This is a genomic window from Pseudomonas sp. GW821-FHT05D12, assembly GCF_059419825.1.
On the sequence record NZ_JBWKSN010000006.1, the window covers coordinates 128,897 to 145,640 of the forward strand.

The 16,744-nt window shown below is 62.2% G+C and carries 16 protein-coding genes; 5 read left to right on the plus strand and 11 right to left on the minus strand.

All coding sequences use genetic code 11. From position 1 onward, the window contains the following. The first annotated feature begins 4 nt into the window (after positions 1-4). Together lipA and AC07SI_RS13165 are read left to right on the plus strand one after the other, a co-directional pair. Positions 5-1,006, plus strand: coding sequence for a lipoyl synthase (gene lipA / locus AC07SI_RS13160; protein ID WP_162473202.1), 1,002 nt, complete (start codon positions 5-7; stop codon positions 1,004-1,006). Between the two features lie 153 nt (positions 1,007-1,159). After that, complete coding sequence (locus tag AC07SI_RS13165; RefSeq protein WP_495005839.1) at positions 1,160-2,092, plus strand: S66 peptidase family protein; 933 nt, start codon at positions 1,160-1,162, stop codon at positions 2,090-2,092. A gap of 366 nt (positions 2,093-2,458) precedes the next feature. Here the strand turns inward: AC07SI_RS13165 and AC07SI_RS13170 are convergent, their stop codons facing one another. From AC07SI_RS13170 to leuS, 5 genes are all read right to left on the minus strand, one after another. Beyond that, positions 2,459-3,784 (minus strand): lytic murein transglycosylase, encoded by a 1,326-nt coding sequence (locus AC07SI_RS13170; RefSeq protein ID WP_120450090.1) that lies wholly within the window; start codon positions 3,782-3,784, stop codon positions 2,459-2,461. Between the two features lie 61 nt (positions 3,785-3,845). After that, entirely contained in the window at positions 3,846-4,010 is a 165-nt protein-coding gene (gene arfA / locus AC07SI_RS13175) for an alternative ribosome rescue factor ArfA (RefSeq protein ID WP_003176285.1), read from the minus strand. A gap of 177 nt (positions 4,011-4,187) precedes the next feature. Continuing rightward, positions 4,188-5,225 (minus strand): DNA polymerase III subunit delta, encoded by a 1,038-nt coding sequence (holA, locus tag AC07SI_RS13180; RefSeq protein ID WP_065910085.1) that lies wholly within the window; start codon positions 5,223-5,225, stop codon positions 4,188-4,190. A gap of 39 nt (positions 5,226-5,264) precedes the next feature. Further along, positions 5,265-5,870: an LPS-assembly lipoprotein LptE gene (locus AC07SI_RS13185; RefSeq protein WP_120450085.1), complete on the minus strand. Its 606-nt coding sequence runs from the start codon at positions 5,868-5,870 to the stop codon at positions 5,265-5,267. Positions 5,871-5,958: 88 nt separating this feature from the next. Then, positions 5,959-8,565 carry a leucine--tRNA ligase gene (gene leuS / locus AC07SI_RS13190; protein WP_495005840.1) on the minus strand — a complete coding sequence of 869 codons (2,607 nt, stop codon included), beginning with the start codon at positions 8,563-8,565 and terminating at the stop codon, positions 5,959-5,961. Between the two features lie 262 nt (positions 8,566-8,827). Here leuS and AC07SI_RS13195 point away from each other — a divergent pair, with 262 nt between their 5' ends. Continuing rightward, positions 8,828-9,145, plus strand: a complete 318-nt coding sequence (locus tag AC07SI_RS13195; protein WP_065910089.1) for a hypothetical protein — start codon at positions 8,828-8,830, stop codon at positions 9,143-9,145. Between the two features lie 99 nt (positions 9,146-9,244). After that, positions 9,245-10,006: a YdcF family protein gene (locus AC07SI_RS13200; protein ID WP_495005841.1), complete on the plus strand. Its 762-nt coding sequence runs from the start codon at positions 9,245-9,247 to the stop codon at positions 10,004-10,006. 121 nt (positions 10,007-10,127) lie between these two features. Here AC07SI_RS13200 and lnt read toward each other — a convergent pair whose 3' ends face one another. The 5 genes from lnt to miaB all read right to left on the minus strand — a co-directional run bounded on the left by lnt (position 10,128) and on the right by miaB (position 15,552). Beyond that, on the minus strand, positions 10,128-11,651 hold the full coding sequence (lnt, locus tag AC07SI_RS13205) for an apolipoprotein N-acyltransferase (RefSeq protein WP_495005842.1): 1,524 nt from the start codon (positions 11,649-11,651) through the stop codon (positions 10,128-10,130). Positions 11,652-11,659: 8 nt separating this feature from the next. After that, positions 11,660-12,499: a CorC family transporter gene (locus tag AC07SI_RS13210; protein WP_015373027.1), complete on the minus strand. Its 840-nt coding sequence runs from the start codon at positions 12,497-12,499 to the stop codon at positions 11,660-11,662. A 42-nt stretch (positions 12,500-12,541) separates the two neighbouring features. Next, complete coding sequence (ybeY, locus tag AC07SI_RS13215; RefSeq protein WP_120450077.1) at positions 12,542-13,000, minus strand: rRNA maturation RNase YbeY; 459 nt, start codon at positions 12,998-13,000, stop codon at positions 12,542-12,544. Then, positions 12,993-13,997 (minus strand): PhoH family protein, encoded by a 1,005-nt coding sequence (locus AC07SI_RS13220; protein ID WP_065910097.1) that lies wholly within the window; start codon positions 13,995-13,997, stop codon positions 12,993-12,995. The genes ybeY and AC07SI_RS13220 overlap by 8 nt, the downstream gene beginning before the upstream one ends. 226 nt (positions 13,998-14,223) lie before the next feature. Next, a complete protein-coding gene (gene miaB / locus AC07SI_RS13225) occupies positions 14,224-15,552 on the minus strand; it encodes a tRNA (N6-isopentenyl adenosine(37)-C2)-methylthiotransferase MiaB (protein ID WP_065910099.1) in 1,329 nt (442 codons plus the stop codon). 131 nt (positions 15,553-15,683) lie between these two features. Between miaB and AC07SI_RS13230 the strand changes: the two genes are divergently transcribed. Then, positions 15,684-16,010: a DUF1820 family protein gene (locus tag AC07SI_RS13230; protein ID WP_065910336.1), complete on the plus strand. Its 327-nt coding sequence runs from the start codon at positions 15,684-15,686 to the stop codon at positions 16,008-16,010. 129 nt (positions 16,011-16,139) lie between these two features. On the opposite strand, the gene AC07SI_RS13235 is transcribed toward AC07SI_RS13230, so the two are convergent. After that, positions 16,140-16,694: a tetratricopeptide repeat protein gene (locus AC07SI_RS13235; protein ID WP_065910101.1), complete on the minus strand. Its 555-nt coding sequence runs from the start codon at positions 16,692-16,694 to the stop codon at positions 16,140-16,142. Positions 16,695-16,744: the final 50 nt, after the last annotated feature.

Genomic DNA, 16,744 nt, shown 5'->3' on the forward strand with positions numbered 1-16,744 from the left:
AACCATGATCCCGACGCTGGACATCACCGAGCGTCCGGCCCCGGCCCCGCGTGCCAAGGTGGAAGCCGGCGTAAAGCTGCGCGGCGCCGAGAAGGTTGCACGCATCCCGGTCAAGATCATCCCGACCACCGAACTGCCGAAGAAGCCTGACTGGATCCGCGTGCGCATCCCGGTTTCGCCGGAAGTCGACCGTATCAAGGCCCTGCTGCGCAAACACAAGCTGCACAGCGTGTGCGAAGAAGCCTCCTGCCCGAACCTGGGTGAGTGCTTCTCCGGCGGCACCGCCACTTTCATGATCATGGGTGATATCTGCACCCGTCGTTGCCCGTTCTGCGACGTCGGCCACGGCCGGCCGAAGCCACTGGACGTCAACGAGCCGGAAAGCCTGGCCATCGCCATCGCCGACCTGAAACTCAAGTACGTAGTGATCACCTCGGTAGACCGCGACGACCTGCGTGACGGCGGTGCCCAGCACTTTGCCGACTGCATCCGCGAAATCCGCAAACTGTCGCCGAACGTGATGCTCGAAACCCTGGTGCCCGACTACCGTGGCCGCATGGACGTAGCGCTGGAAATCACCGCTGCCGAGCCGCCGGATGTGTTCAACCACAACCTGGAAACCGTGCCACGCCTGTACAAGGCCGCGCGCCCAGGTTCGGACTACCAGTGGTCGCTGACCCTGCTGCAGAAATTCAAGCAGATGATGCCGCACATCCCGACCAAATCCGGCCTGATGCTGGGCTTGGGCGAGACCGACGACGAAGTGATCGAAGTCATGAAGCGCATGCGCGAACACGACATCGACATGCTGACCCTCGGCCAGTACCTGCAGCCTTCCCGCAGCCACTTGCCGGTCCAGCGCTTCGTGCACCCGGACACCTTCGCCTGGTTCGCCGAGGAAGGCTACAAGATGGGCTTCAAGAATGTTGCCTCGGGCCCGCTGGTACGTTCCTCGTACCACGCTGACGAACAGGCCAAGCTGGTCAAGGCCAGCCTGGTTTCGTAAGCCGGCCCCGATCCAATTGTAGAAGCCGGTTTGTGTGGGAGCTGGCTTGCCTGCGATAGCTTCACCTCGGTGCATCTGTTGCATCGAAGTGACCGCATCGCCGGCAAGCCAGCTCCTACAGTTGTTTCTGCGTCACCGATACGGAGAGCATGGATGACCACTCAACTCGCGGCCGCCGTACCTGCTTTACGCAGTGAAGGCACCATCGCCCTGATCGCCCCCGCCGGCCCTGCCGCGCTGGACGTTGAAAAAGCCGGGCAATGGATGCGTGCCCGTGGCTACGACTTGCGAATCTTCCCCGGTGTGTATGAGCGCTACGGCTACCTGGCCGGCAGCGATGACGTGCGCCTGCATGACCTCCATACCGCCTTCGCCGACCCTGAAATCGATGCGATCTTCTGCCTGCGCGGAGGCTATGGCACGCCGCGCTTGCTCGATCGCCTGGATTTCGACCTGCTGCGCGCCAATCCCAAGCCGTTCGTGGGTTACAGCGACATCACCGCGGTGCACCTGGCGATCAGCCGCTACGCCGGTTTCGTGACCTTCCACGGGCCGATGCTCAATGCCGACCTGCTCGGCGACAAGCAACAACCCACCGAGTCTTCCTTGTTCAGCCTGCTGCGCGGCCAGCTGGGCAGCGGCAGCCTGTTGGCGCACCCGGTGGCGTACCCGTTGACCACGATTGAGCCTGGCATTGCCTGTGGGCGCTTGCTGGGTGGCAACCTGTCGATGATCGCCGCGGTCATGGGCACCCCGTTTGAAATCGACGCGCAGGGCATCATCCTGCTGATCGAGGACGTCAACGAGCCGATCTACCGCATCGACCGCCTGCTGACGCATCTGCGCCTGGCGGGCAAGCTTGCACAAGTGGCCGGTGTGCTGGTGGGGGATGTAGCAGGTGTGGACGCTGTGGCGCTGGAGCGCCTGCTAAAACAGACCTTCGCCCCGTTGGGCATTCCGGTGTTGTCTGGCTGGCGCACCGGGCATTGCGACCCGAACCTGACGCTGCCGATGGGCGCGCTGGTGCGGTTGGATGCGGGGGAGAAGCGGTTGGTGCTGGAGCAGGATGTCGTGCTCAAAGGCTGAGTTTGATGTTGCCTGTCAGGCCGTCTTCGCAGGCAAGCCAGCTCCCACATTTGGAACGCATTCCCCTGTGGGAGCTGACTCGCCTGCGATAGCGGTAGTTGCCTTACGACGCTCTACCGGGTCTGCAGCGACTCCAGCAGATTCACTGTCGGCCAGCCAGCTCCCACATTTGGAAAGCATTCCCCTGTGGGAGCTGGCTTGCCTGCGATAGCGGTAGTTGCCTTACGATGCCCTACCGGTTCTGCAGCGACTCCAGCAGTTTTACCGTCGGATAGCCATCTGCCGGCCAGCCAGCTCCCACATTTGGAATGCATTCCCCTGTGGGAGCTGGCTTGCCTGCGATAGCGGTAGTTGCCTTACGACGCCCTACCGGTTCTGCAGCGACTCCAGCAGTTTCACTGTCGGATAGCCATCCGCCGGCCAGCCCAGCGCCTGCTGCGCTGCACGAATCGCCTTGCGCGTGTTGGCGCCGATGATGCCGTCCGGGTTGCCGGCGTCATAGCCTTTGGCGCTCAGCGCCGTCTGCAGGTCAATGCGCTGGGAGCGACTCAGCGGCAGCTCATCCTTGGGCCAATCGCCACGAATCACGCCGCCGCCGGCGAAGCGCTCTGACAGCAGCCCCACCGCCAATGCATAGGACGACGAGTTGTTGTACTTGAGGATCGCGCGGAAGTTATCCAGCACCAGGAACGCCGGCCCACGGTAGCCGGCCGGCAGCAGCAGGGCGGCGGATAACGAGTCGACGTTCGGTGGCAGGCTCGCGCCCGGCGGCAACTGAATCCCCAACTTCAGCCAGTCGGCCACGCTTTTGCGGATGCCGCCATCGGCCAGTGCATAGTCGAAGTTCGCCGGCAATTGCTTGACTTCAAAGCCCCACGGCTGGCCTTTCTGCCAGCCGGAGCTTTGCAGGTAATGCGCGGTGGAGGCGAGGGCATCGGCAGGGCTGTTCCAGATGTCGCGGCGACCGTCGCCGTCGAAGTCCACGGCGTGGGTGTTGTAGGTCGTCGGGATGAACTGGGTCTGGCCCATGGCGCCGGCCCAGGAGCCTTTCATCTGGTCGGCCTGGATATCGCCGTGCTGGATGATCTGCAGCGCCGCGAGCAATTGCGCCTGGGCAAAGGCCGGACGACGGCCTTCATAGGCGAGGGTCGCCAGGGAGCGGATCACGGAGTTGTTGCCCTGGAACTGGCCGAAGTTACTCTCCATGCCCCACACCGATACCAGTGCCTGACGGTCGACGCCGTAGCGTTGTTCGATGCTTTGCAGGATGTCAGCGTACTTGATCAGCAGCGCCTGGCCATTGCGCACCCGCACCGGCGACAGCGCGCCGTCGAGGTATTCCCACACCGGACGGGAAAATTCCGGCTGGCTGCGGTCGGCACGAATCACGGCCATGTCGGGGGTGACATTGGCGAAGGCATTGTCGAACACGGCGGCAGTGATGCCGGCCTGCAGGGCTTGCACACGAAAGCCAGCCTGCCATTCGGCAAAGGTCTGGGTCGGTTGGATATCGAGGTTGTCCACGGCCAGCGGGGCGACGACGGCGGGCGCTGCGACAGGGGCGGTCTGGAGCGTCGGCAGGGGCTGGGCGTCAGCAGCGGTGGGTTTTTCCGCGCAGGCGACAAGCAGAATGAGGCTGGAGGCAGCGATCAATTGGCGAAGGTGCCAACGACGGGAAAGACTAGAGGGCATGCACAGGTCCAGGGATTACAAATCAGGTGCAGACCTTATCATGCCAGAGGGGCGCTTGCCTTCAGGCAGCCAGAAAGTAAGAAGCCTCCCAGCTATTAGACTGGAAGGCTTCGCGGCGGTAGCTGCCTTTGCCCTTGCCGGCGCGTTCCTGACGGCTGCGGAACAGTGGCTGGGCGATGATGGATTTGGCCTTGTTGGGGCCATGCTTGGATGGCTTTTTGCTCATGGTCGGTACTCTCGTGGGGTGGGGCAACGGCGCAAATAATCTGCCGAAGTTGCGCCGCTGTAAAGCCCGCTGATATGTCAGACCGTGCGCCATAACTTGTAGGAGCCTGCTTGCCGGCGATAGCATTCTTGGCCTAGGGGCTAATCGCCGGCCAGCCGGCGCCTGCAGGGCGCTGGGTTATTCGGCGGGCAATGTCAGGCGCTGGCCGGCCATCAACAGCGACAGGCGACTCAGGCTCATCCATGGCGAACCGGCCGCTTGGCCCTTGATCTGCGCATCGATGCGCTGCGCTTCCAGCAGCAGTTGCGCCCAGCGTTGCGCCGAGTGCCGTTGCAGGGCTTTGCTCATCAGGGGTTTGCGCTTGTCCCATACCGGCGGCCGGGCCTGGCTGAAGCATTTGTCCAGCGGCGTGCCCTGGCTGTATTGCAGGGAGATATTGGCCAGTACCCGCAGTTCGCGGGCCAGTGCCCAGAGAATCACCGGTGGCTCGACGCCTTCGCCGCGCAGGCCTTCGAGCATGCGCAGGGCGTGGGCGGGTTCACCGTTGAGGATCGCGTCCACCAGCCCGAACACGTCAAAACGCGCACTGTCGGCCACGGCGCCCTGGACGGTCTCGACGGTAATCTGCCCGTCTTCGGCCATCAGCTTGAGCTTCTCGATCTCCTGGGCGGCGGCAAGCAGGTTGCCTTCCACGCGGGCGGCGATCAGCTCCACGGCGTCCTGGGTCGCCGACAGGCCGGATTGGGACAGGCGCTGGCGAATCCATTGCGGCAACTGGTTGCTGTCCACCGGCCAGATCTGGATGAACTGGGTTTGCGCCCCTTCCACCAGGGCCTTGCCCCACTTGGTTTTCTGCGCGCTGCCGTCAAGCTTGGGCAGGCTGATCAACAGCACCGTGTCCTCGGCTGGGCGCGAGCAGTATTCCATCAGGGCGGCCGCGCCTTTGTCGCCGGGCTTGCCCGAAGGCAGGCGCAGTTCCAGCAGGCGCTTTTCGGCAAACAGCGACATGCTCGCGCCGGCTTGCAGCAACGTGCCCCAGTCGAAACTGGCGTCGGCGCTGAAGACCTGGCGTTCATCGAAGCCTTGCTGGCGTGCGGCGGTGCGAATCGCGTCGGCGGCTTCCTGGCACAGCAGCGGGTCATCCCCGCTGACAATGTAGACAGGCGCGAGGCCACCTTGCAGGTGTTTGGCGAGTTGGGCGGGGGCGAGTTTCATAGGCAGGGCGAACGGGGCGCCTGGGGCGCCCCGTCGGGCTTACTCGACTGGGACTTCAACAGGCGACTGTTTCGGCGTGTTGTCTTCGTACTCTTGCGCCGCTTTCAGCGCGTCCGCATCGGCCTTGGCCTTGTCGTCAGCGCGTTGTTGCAAGGTCGCGAGTTGTTCCGGGGTGATCATCGACAGGCGCAGGACCATGCGCTGTACCAGCTCACGACGCATTTCCTTGCGCACCTGGATGATTTCGGAGTCCGAGCCCACGAGGTTGTTGCCGTCGTGGCTGACGATTTTCTGCACCTGGATGTCGTCATTCATCAGGGGCAGGTGATCGCGACCCTGGACTTCAAAGCTGAGCACGGTGCTCAGTTCGATGTCGGAAGCACGGCCGGCACTGGCGTAGCTCAGGTTGCGCTGGGTCTCTTTTTCATTGGCCAGGAACAGCTTGTAGGTCGCGCCGGTGTAGACGTGAACGCCGCTGTTTTCCAGGACCTGACGCAGCTGGGTGACGGTTTCGCTGTAGGCGTCGCGGGCGCTGACGTCCAGTTCCTTGATCGCCAGTTCGTTGGTGCCGGTACCGCGCAGCTGGAAGCCGCAAGCGCTCAGCAGCACGGCGAGGCCCATAACCAGCAGGTTGCGTTTGATCATTTTGTTGCTCCCCTTGAAACCATGTGGGCCTTATCGAGGCCCTGAAGGCTTTGTTCGGCGCAGGGCTCAAGCCCTGCGCCCGATCCGATTAGCTAGCGACGATGTTGACCAGTTTGCCAGGCACCACGATCACTTTGCGGATCGTCAGGCCTTCGGTAAAGCGCAGCACGTTCTCGTTGACGCGTGCGACTGCTTCGACTTCCTCGCGAGTAGCGGTGGCTGGCATGTCGATCTGGCCACGCAGCTTGCCGTTGACCTGGATTACCAGCTGCAGCGTGTCCTGTACCAGGGCGCTGTCGTCCTGCACCGGCCAGCGCGCATCGATCACCGCGTCGCTGTGGCCCAGGCGGCTCCACAGGTCGTGGCTGATGTGCGGCGTGATCGGCGCGAGCAGCAGGGTGACTGTTTCCAGGCCTTCCTGTACCAGCGCGCGGTCCTGTTCGGTGGCCTGTGGGGCTTTTTCCAGCACGTTCATCAGCGTCATCACCTGGGCAATGGCGGTGTTGAACTTGTGGTTCTGGCCCACGTCCTGGCTGGCTTGCTTGATTGCCAGGTGGGTGCTGCGGCGAATGGCTTTCTGCTCGTCGCTCAGTGCTGCGACATCCAGCTTGCCCGGCAGGCCCTGGCTGATATGGGCATGCGCCAGGCGCCAGACGCGCTTGAGGAAACGGTGCGAACCTTCGACGCCGGAGTCGGACCATTCGGCGCTCATGTCCGGCGGCGAGGCGAACATCATGAACAGGCGGCAGGTGTCGGCGCCGAACTGGTCGATCATCGACTGGGGGTCGACGCCGTTGTTCTTCGACTTGGCCATCTTCTCGGTGCCACCGATTTCCACCGGCAGGCCGTCGGCGATCAGCTTGGCGCTGATGACCTTGGCTTTGCTGTCGCGCTCGAGCTCGACGTCGGCCGGGTTGAACCAGGTGTAGGCGCCGTTGGCTTCGCGGCGATAGTAGGTCTCGGCGACCACCATGCCCTGGGTCAGCAGGTTCTTGAACGGCTCATCGGAGCTCACCAGGCCTTCGTCGCGCATCAGCTTGTGGAAGAAGCGCGCGTACAGCAGGTGAAGAATGGCGTGTTCGATACCGCCGATGTACTGGTCTACCGGCAGCCAGTGGTCGGCCGCGGTTTTTTCCACCAGGCCGCCTTCATAGTGCGGCGAAGCGTAGCGTGCGTAGTACCACGAGGACTCGACGAAGGTGTCCATGGTGTCGGTTTCACGCTTGGCAGGCTGGCCGCATTTCGGGCAGCTGCACTCGTAGAACTCGGGCATGCGCGCCAGGGGCGAGCCAGCGCCGTCCGGCACCACGTCTTCCGGCAGGACGACCGGCAGTTGGTCTTCCGGCACGGGGACGTCACCGCAGCTGTCGCAGTGGATGATCGGGATCGGGCAGCCCCAGTAGCGCTGGCGGCTGATGCCCCAGTCGCGCAGGCGGAACTGGGTGCGCGAGGCACCGAGGTTTTTCTCCACCAGTGCAACTTCGATCGCGTCGAAAGCGCCCTGGAAGTCCAGGCCGTCAAATTCACCGGAGTTGATCAGTGTGCCGTGCTCGCCGTAGGCGTCTTGCCACGGGGCCGGGTTGGTGTCGCCCGAGCTGGTGCGCACCACGGATTTGATCGGCAGGCTGTATTTGGTGGCGAACTCGAAATCGCGTTCGTCGTGGGCCGGTACTGCCATTACTGCGCCATCGCCGTAATGCATCAGCACGTAGTTGGCGACCCACACCGGCAGTTTTTCGCCGGTCAGCGGGTGCTCGACGAACAGCCCGGTCGGCAGGCCTTTTTTCTCCTGGGTGGCGACGTCGGCTTCGGCCACGCTGCCGCCTTTGCATTCGGCGATGAACGCCTGCAGCTCAGGGTTGTTCTGTGCGGCCTGGGTGGCCAGCGGGTGCTCAGCGGCCACGGCGACGTAGGTCGCGCCCATCAGGGTGTCCGGACGGGTGGTGAAGACTTTGAGTGCGCCCGCTTCGCCGATCGAGTCGACGTTGTACGGGAACTGCACTTCCATGCCCTTGGACTTGCCGATCCAGTTGCGCTGCATGGTCTTGACCTGTTCAGGCCAGCCCGGCAAGTCGTCGAGGCTCGACAGCAGTTCATCCGCGTAGGCGGTGATCTTGAAGTAGTACATCGGGATTTCGCGCTTTTCGATCAGCGCGCCGGAGCGCCAGCCGCGACCGTCGATCACCTGCTCGTTGGCCAGTACGGTCTGGTCGAGCGGGTCCCAGTTCACGGTGCCGCTCTTCTTGTAGATCACACCTTTTTCGAACAGGCGCGTGAACAGCCATTGTTCCCAGCGGTAGTAATCCGGCTTGCAGGTGGTCACTTCGCGAGACCAGTCTACCGCCAGGCCCAGGCTGCGCAGCTGGGTCTTCATGTAGGCGATGTTTTCGTAGGTCCACTTGGCGGGCGCCACGTTGTTTTTCATCGCGGCGTTTTCTGCCGGCATGCCGAAGGCGTCCCAACCCATGGGTTGCAGGACGTTCTTGCCTTGCATGCGCTGGTAGCGCGAGATGACGTCGCCGATGGTGTAGTTACGCACGTGCCCCATGTGTAGCTTGCCGCTGGGGTAAGGGAACATCGATAGGCAGTAGTAAGTCTCCTTGCCTGGCTGTTCACTGACTTCAAAGGACTTTTGCTCGTCCCAGAAGGTTTGGGCGGCATTTTCTATTTCACGGGGCTGATATTGTTCGTGCATGGCTACTTTTGAACTGAATAGGGGTGGCCTAATCCTCTTCGGTGCACTGTCCGGGTTGTTCGACACCAAAAAGCGGCGCGTCCGTGCCCAAACCCTGCGGGAAGTGGAGTTACAGGAAGCGCCGTAGCATACATGACCCCACTCTATCGAGGGAAACCCTGATTGCGCAGGCAGGGCCGTCTGTCGCGGCGCCAGGCAGGTGCAGCCACTAGGACTACGCTGTTTATTGGGGAATGAGTCATATCTTCAATGAGGTGAGGGGATGGTTGAATCGCAGCGAATCGCAACGAAACCGGAAATCTACGAAGGACTGATCGACCGATTGGGTCGTGCATTGGATGCAGCGAGAACAGCGGGCCGATTGCGTGATGAACGGCCTGTCGAGTTGGAACTGCGCGGTCTGAGCCGCGCGGAGCTGGAACTGATCAAGGCTTATCTGGAACGAAACGGGCGCAGTGCGCCTCCTTGGGTAGCACCCCCGCCAGCCAAGGAACCCACGCACTCAGCCAAGGTGGTGTGGCTCAAGGACTTGTCGGCCGGTCGCGGCCCGGAAAAGCTCCGGTCCGTCCGCTACAAGTAGTTCATTCCCCCCTGAGCTGCGTTATCGCGTCATGTCAGCGTAAAGATTGTCGCTAAACCCCGTTACACCTTAGGCTTCGGGCATCTATGGAGATGCCCGATGCCTATTCGCTATTTCGTTAAACAACTGCTCTTGCCGCCCGGCATCCTCTTGCTGTTGCTGGCGCTTGCCTGGTGGTTTCGTCGCAGCCGCCCACGCTTGGCCGGTGTCTGTTTTGCCCTCGGGTTGGGCGGCATGTGGTTGATCAGCCTGCCGGTGATGGTGGAGTGGGGCGCCCGTGCGCTGGAGACCGAACCGCCGCTGGCGCGGGAAGACTGGTCGACCCTGGCCCTGCGCGCCGATGCCATTGTGGTGCTGGGCTCGGGCCGCGAACGTGGTGATCCGGCATGGGGCGCCGATCAGCCGACCGGTATCGGCCTGGAGCGCCAGCGCTATGCCGCGCGCCTGGCCAAGGCATCCGGGTTGCCGGTGCTGACCACCGGCGGCCTGCATTACGGCACGCCGCCCAGCGAGGCCGAGTTGATGGCGGTGTCGATGCACGACGACTTCGGCGTAACGGTGCGCTGGAAGGAAGAGCGCAGCCGTACTACCTGGGGAAATGCGCAAATGAGTGCCGAGATATTGCTGCCCGAAGGCATCAAGCGCGTGGTGTTGGTGACCCAGGCCTGGCACATGCCGCGCTCGGTGTGGAGCTTTGAAAAGGCTGGCTTTAGCGTGGTCCCGGCGCCGGTAGGCTTTCTGGGCGTGGACAATGCCCGGCCGCTGGGCGGCTGGATGCCGGAATTCAAGTCGGTGTGGCAGAGCGGGCAGTTGATCAACGAGGCGGTGGGGCAGGTGGGTTATCGGTTGTTCTACCGCTAGCGCCGCCCTGCAAATGTGGGAGCGGGCTTGTTCGCGAAGGCGGTGTGTCAGTCAACGTAGCTGTTGGCTGAACTAACGCCTTCGCGAGCAAGCCCGCTCCCACATTGTTTTGTCGTGTCTGTCAGACTGTCTTGGCCATCCGGCTCGCCAGCAGCGCCCAGCCAAACAGCCCCAGGCACAGGATGATCAACGGCCACGAGCGCCATTGCAGGTACGGCGTGAGGTTGTGCATCGGCACCACTTCGCCGTAGAGAATGCCGCGCTCGAATTGCGGGATCTGTGCAGTGATCTGCCCGAACGGGTTGATCAGTCCGGTCACGCCGTTGTTGGTAGCGCGGATCATCCAGCGACCCGCCTCCAGCGCGCGCATCTGCGCCATCTGCAGATGCTGCAGTGGGCCAATGGAGCGGCCAAACCAGGTGTCATTGCTGATGGTCAGCAGCAAGTCGCTCTGGGCCGACAGGCCGGCGGCAAATTCCGGGTACACCACTTCGTAGCACACGAACGGCGCGATCTGATAGCCCTTGGCTTGCAGCATCGCCTGGTCGGCGGGGCCGCGGGCGAAGTCCGACATCGGCAGGTCGAAGAAGGCGATCAGCCCGCGCAGCATGTCCTGCAGCGGTACATACTCGCCGAAGGGCACCAGCTTCTGCTTCAGGTAGGTGCCGTCGCCTTCACCCACCACGGTGACGCCATTGAAATAGCGCTTCTGGTGGTGCACTTCCTGGCGAATCGGAACGCCGGTGATCAGTGCGGTGTGCCGGTCGGCGGCGAACTTGCCCATCATCCCCAGGTAGCCCTCGACGGACTCCTTGAGTACCGGCACGGCGGTTTCCGGCCACACCAGCAAGTCCACGGGCTTGGAGCTGAAGCTCATGTCGCGGTACAGCGCGAGCTGCGCATTGAGCTGCTCGGGGTCCCACTTCATGCTTTGTTCGACGTTGCCCTGGATGGCGGCCACGCTCAGTGGTGCGCCGGAAGGCGCAGTCCAGGCGTGATGCTTGAGGGCCAGGCCGATAGCCCAGGGGGCGACCAGCAAGACCAGGCCCGCGCCGATAAAGGCATTGCGCTTGCTCGCCAGCAGGCGTGGCAGGTTGCACAACAGGGCCGCCGTCAGTGCCAGGGCAAAGGAGATCAGCCAGATCCCGCCGACAGGGGCGAGGCCCGTCAGCGGGCCGTCGAGTTGGCTATACCCGGAATACAGCCACGGGAAGCCGGTGAGGAACCAGCCGCGAAAGGCTTCCTGGCCGACCCACAGCGCGGCAAACGTCAGGGCATCGGCCAGTGGCGCTTCATTGCGACGCAGCCAGCGCGCCCACAACCAGGCGGGCAAGGCGAAGAACCAGGCGATGGCGGCAGTGAACAGCAGCATCAGGAAGCCTGCCAGCAACACCGAGGCACCGCCGAAGTGGTGGATGCTGTAGTAGATCCAGCTGGTGCCGGCGCCAAACAGGCCGAAACCGAAACACCAGCCACGGCCCAAGGCCTGGCGTGGTGTCAGCTGCCGCAGACCGATATAGAACAGTCCGACTGCCAGTAGCGCAAACGGCCACAGATCGAACGGCGCCAGCGCCAGGGTGGTGATGGCACCGGCCGCCACGGCCAGCAGGTTACCGGGCCAGCCGGGTGCGATCATACGGCGCATGTCAGTCCTTAACGGGCAATAGGTGTCAGGCGAATCAAGTGAATCCGGCGGCTGTCGGCATTCAGGATGCGGAAGCGGTAGGCGCCGATCTCGGTGGTCTCGTTACGCTTGGGCAAGTGGCCAAACGCACTCATCACCAGGCCGCCGACGGTGTCGAACTCATCGTCGGAGAATTCGCTGTCGAAGAACTCGTTGAAGTTCTCGATCGGCGTCAGCGCCTTGACCAGGAAATCACCGCTGGGCAGCGGCTTGATGTAGCTGTCTTCTTCGACGTCGTGCTCGTCTTCGATGTCGCCGACGATTTGTTCCAGCACGTCTTCAATGGTCACCAGGCCCGCTACACCGCCGTATTCGTCGATCACAATGGCCATGTGATTGTGGTTGGCGCGGAACTCGCGCAACAGCACATTCAGGCGCTTGGATTCGGGCACGAAGGTGGCAGGACGCAGCAGGTCCTTGATGTTGAAGTTGTCGCCGTTCTCCTTGAGGATCAGCGGCAACAGGTCCTTGGCCAGCAGGACACCCATGACGTCGTCATGGCTTTCACCGATCACCGGGTAGCGCGAGTGCGCCGAGTCGATCACGGCCGGGAGGAATTCCCGAGGGGTCTGGGTCGCCTTGATGCTGATCATCTGCGAGCGCGGGACCATGATGTCCCGAACCTGCAGGTCAGCCACCTGGATGGCGCCTTCGACGATGGCCAGCGCTTCGCTGTCCAGCAACTTGTTCTGATGGGCCTCGCGCAGCAGCTCCAGCAGCTCCTGGCGGTTTTTCGGCTCGTGGGCAAAAGCCTGGGTCAGTTTGCCCAGCCATGACTTCTGCCCGTTGCTCGATCGGTCTTCGCTCATAGCGATTACTCTAAATCCTTTGATGTTTCAGTTGAGTGTTGATCAGTTTTCGTCGTCTGCATACGGATCGCGGTGACCCAATTCTGCAAGCAACGTTCGTTCCAGTGCTTCCATTTCTTCGGCTTCGTCATCGTCTATATGGTCGTAACCCAAGAGATGCAAGCAGCCGTGGATGACTAGATGGGCCCAATGGGCTTCAAGTTCCTTGCCTTGCTCCTTTGCCTCGCGCTCGACCACTTCGACGCAGATCACCAGGTCGCCCAGCAGCGGGATATCCAGCAATTCGTCGGGGACGTCGGCGGGGAAGGACAGCACGTTGGTCGCGTAATCCTTCTGGCGCCAGGTGTGGTTCAGTTCGCGGCCTTCGGGCTCGTCCACCAGGCGGATGGTCAGCTCCGAATCGGCGGTGCGCTGGCGCAGGGCCAGGGTGCACCATTGACGGAACTGTTCTTCGCTGGGGGCGGGCGCTTCGGTGGCCAGTTGCAGGTCAAGCTCAAGCATCGCGGCGGCTGTCCTTGGCGGGAGCGTCATCGCGATGATCGAAGCGCTCGTAGGCTTCGACAATGCGCTGCACCAGCGGGTGACGGACCACGTCCTTGGGCATGAAGTGCGTGAAGCTGATACCCGGCACGTCCTTGAGCACCTCGATCACCTGGGCCAGGCCGGACTTGGTGCCCTTGGGCAGGTCGACCTGGGTGACGTCGCCGGTGATCACGGCGGTGGAGCCGAAACCGATGCGGGTGAGGAACATCTTCATCTGCTCGACCGTGGTGTTCTGGCTTTCGTCGAGGATGATAAAGCTGTTGTTCAGCGTACGACCACGCATGTAGGCCAGCGGGGCGATCTCGATCACTTGGCGTTCGATCAGCTTGGCCACGTATTCAAAGCCGAGCATCTCGTACAGCGCGTCGTAGAGCGGGCGCAGGTACGGGTCGATCTTCTGGGCCAGGTCGCCGGGCAGGAAGCCAAGCTTTTCGCCGGCCTCGACCGCCGGTCGCACCAGCAGGATGCGGCGCACTTGTTCACGCTCCAGGGCGTCAACGGCGCAGGCTACCGCCAGGTAGGTCTTGCCGGTACCGGCCGGGCCGATGCCGAAGTTGATGTCGTTGCCGAGGATTTCCTTGACGTAGCGCTGCTGATTCAAGCCGCGCGGGCGAATCATGCCTTTTTTGGTGCGCAGGGCCACGCTGGCTTCGGCCACAGGGTTGTTGGCCAGGTCTTCCACGGCCGATTCCTGCAGGTACAGGTGCACCGTTTCCGGCGACAGCTCACTGCCCTTGGTTTCACGGTAGAGACGGCGCAGCAGGTTTTCTGCGGACGTGGTGTGCTGGGGTTCACCAATGAGCTCGAACTGATTGCCGCGGTTGCGGATCTCGATGCTCAGGCGTTGTTCGATCAGGCGCAGGTGCTCGTCGAACTGTCCGCACAGATTGGCGAAACGGCGAGCCTCAAACGGCTCGAGGAGAAAACGATGGGGTTCTGCTATGGGTGCGTTCAAGGTTGCTTTTAGCCGCCCTTTGGCTGTTTAGGTGAAATAGAGGATAACGCCAGCCGCCGGTGTGCGAAAGCACTTATGTAGGCGGGGTCCACTCTCAGGAACCAAGGCGATCCCTGTGAGGGCTGGCTTGCCGGCGAAGGGGCGGCACATCCAAAAGAGCTGCCGCCTGTTTCACCGCTATCGCCGGCAAGCCAGCGCCCACAGTTGAGCTTCGTGTGTCCTGAAGTCAGTTGATCAACGAGCCGCGCAACGAGTGCGGTTGCGCCGCATCGATGTGCACATCGGCAAACTGGCCGATCAGCGTGGGATTATCACAGCGGAAGTTGACGATTCGGTTGTTCTCGGTACGGCCCTGCAATTCGCCCGGGTCTTTTTTCGAGTAGTCGGTGACCAGGATGCGCTGGGTTGAGCCGACCATTTGTCGGCTGATCTCGAAACCCTGCTGGTTCAAGCGATGTTGCAGGGCATTCAGGCGCTCTTTTTTCAGCTCTTCCGGGGTTTCGTCCAGCAGGTCCGCCGCCGGGGTACCCGGGCGCTGGCTGTAGACGAACGAGTAGGAGAAGTCGAAACCGACGTCTTCGATCAGCTTCATGGTCTGCTGGAAGTCTTTTTCGGTTTCGCCAGGGAAGCCGACGATAAAGTCCGAGCTGATGCAGATACCCGGCACCGCCGCGCGCAGCTTGCGCAGTTTGGATTTGTATTCCAGCGCGGTGTGGTTGCGCTTCATCGCCGAGAGGATGCGGTCCGAGCCTGATTGCACCGGCAAATGCAGGTGTTTGACCAGTTCCGGCACTTCGGCGTGAGCCTGGATCAGGCTGTCGGAGAACTCGAGCGGGTGCGAGGTGGTGTAGCGAATACGCTCGATGCCGTCGACGGCGGCGACCACCCGGATCAGCTCCGCCAGGTCGGCCAGGCGCCCGTCGTGGGTCAGGCCGCGATAGCCGTTGACGTTCTGGCCCAGCAAGGTCACTTCGCGCACGCCGTTTTCGGCGAGGTGGATGATTTCCGACATCACGTCGTCAAACGGCCGGCTGACTTCTTCACCCCGGGTGTAGGGCACCACGCAGAAGGTGCAGTACTTGCTGCAGCCTTCCATCACCGACACGTAGGCACTCGGCCCGTCGATACGCGGCTCGGGCAAGTGGTCGAATTTTTCGATTTCCGGGAACGAGACATCGACCTGCGGCAGCTTGGTGAAGCGTGCGGCGTCGATCATTTCCGGCAGGCGGTGCAAGGTTTGCGGGCCGAACACCACGTCCACATAGGGCGCGCGGTCGCGGATCGCCGCACCTTCCTGGCTCGCCACGCAACCGCCGACGGCGATCACCATGTCCGGGTTGGCCAGTTTCAATTCGCGCCAGCGGCCCAGCTGCGAGTACACCCGGTCCTGGGCCCGCTCGCGGATCGAGCAGGTATTGAGCAGGATCACGTCGGCATCTTCGGCGCGGGCGGTGACTTCCAGGGCCTGGTGTTCACCCAGCAGATCGACCATGCGCGAGCTGTCGTACTCGTTCATCTGGCAACCGTGGGTTTCGATATAGAGCTTCTTGGCCATGGGGATCGTCAACTGGTGGTAAAGAACCGCGCATTATAGGGGGCATGCCCATTGGTTCCTAGCGTTGTGCATCGGGTGCCATGCTATAGTTCGCGCCCTCTTTTATATCCCCGATGTGTTATTCGCCCACCATGACCAAACGTGAAGCTCCAATCTATAAGGTGATTTTCCTTAACCAGGGCCAGGTGTTCGAAATGTACGCCAAGCAGATCTATCAAAGTGATCTGTGGGGCTTCCTGGAAGTGGAAGAGTTCGTCTTTGGCGAGCGCACCCAGTTGGTCGTCGACCCGGGCGAGGAAAAACTCAAGGCGCAGTTTGAAGGCGTGGTGCGCAGTTTTGTGCCGATGCATTCGATTGTGCGCATCGATGAAGTCGAGCGCCTGGGCACGCCGAAAATCAGCGAAGCCCGGGGCGTGAGCAATGTCATGCCGTTTCCGGTGCCGATGCCTGAGAAGTAAGGCTTAAGACCGCGCCGACCCCTTCGCGAGCAAGCCCGCTCCCACATTCGACCGAGTTCCATCTTTGGAATACAGTCGAATGTGGGAGCGGGCTTGCTCGCGAAGGCGGCAGTAAAGGCGCTACAAAACTCAGGGCAGCGGCGAGAATGGCGATCTGCCATCTGCGCTCTGCAGTTCCTGCAGGTAGTTGCGGAAAATCTGGCCCAGCACCTGGGTCGCGGTTTCCAGTTCATTGCGCTGCATGTGCTCGGCGACTTCGTCGGCAGTGTCCAGCGCGTCTTCGGCGCCGTTGACCGCCGCCATCTTCAGCACGATATACGCCTGAACGTTATTGGCCGGCACACCTTCACCTTTGAAGAACATGGTGCCGAGCTGGAATTGCGCCTGCGCGTGGCCCTGCAACGAGGCTTTCTCGAAGTAACTCAAGGCTTTGTTGAGGTCGCGGGCGGGGTTCTTGCTGTCGTGGTAGTACTCGCCCAACTCGTATTGCGCCTGCGCATCCCCACCGTCGGCCTGTTTCTGGCACGCGCTCAGGGCTTCGGCCTGGCTGTCTGGCTGGGTATTGAGGGTGCAACGACCCATCGCTGGGATTAACAACGAGTTGCCGCCTGCTTGTGCATGTGCCAGCAGCGGCTGAAGGAGCAACAGGCAGCCCAGAACCAGGGTGCGGCCGGTGCGTTTCATGGGAATCGACTTACCTCTGACGGGGCGCGCGGATCCTCGGGGGATCCAAT